Source organism: Serinicoccus sediminis (assembly GCF_004153545.1).
Classification (GTDB): Bacteria; Actinomycetota; Actinomycetes; order Actinomycetales; family Dermatophilaceae; genus Ornithinicoccus; species Ornithinicoccus sediminis_A.
The window spans coordinates 1-461 of the sequence record NZ_SDVA01000077.1; the positions used below are offsets into that span (position 1 = coordinate 1).

Annotated in this window: 1 protein-coding gene; it reads right to left on the reverse strand. The window is 54.9% G+C overall.

Features of this window, described 5'->3' with window-relative positions; translation table 11 throughout:
• Window positions 1–79: 79 nt before the first annotated feature.
• On the reverse strand, window positions 80–461 hold a 382-nt coding region (locus tag EUS26_RS16675), incomplete at its 5' end, for an ATP-binding protein (protein ID WP_202865190.1).

Here is a 461-nt window from a genome sequence, read left to right on the forward strand (position 1 = left end):
GGTTGGTCGAATCCATCGCAGATGTGAACATGGTCGCTCTGTCCTGTAAAAATGCATCCGTCGCTACATGCATCTCCGCCTATATGAACCCCGGCGTGGTCCGCCGTTCATGATACAATCGCTCGATCGCCTGCTGGATTTGGCGGAAGAGGTCTACCTTGCGGTACTTCGGTTCCTCTCCTAATCCCAAGGCCAGTCCACGGTAAAAATCCATCACGCCTCCGGTGGATAACGGAAAGTAGACGACATGATACAATGATGGATTCAATGACTCTTTCAGCGCCCGAAGGGCGAACGTCTTGCCCGCCCCCGACTCTCCGATCAACAGCCCGATCCCCCGGGTTCGTTTCACGTACTCCAGCGCCCGCAACGCTTCCTGAAATGACGCCCCTTGATACGCCTCGGACGGGTCTGTTTCTTTCGCAAACGGCTCCCGCGAAAGGGAGTAAAACGATTTATAC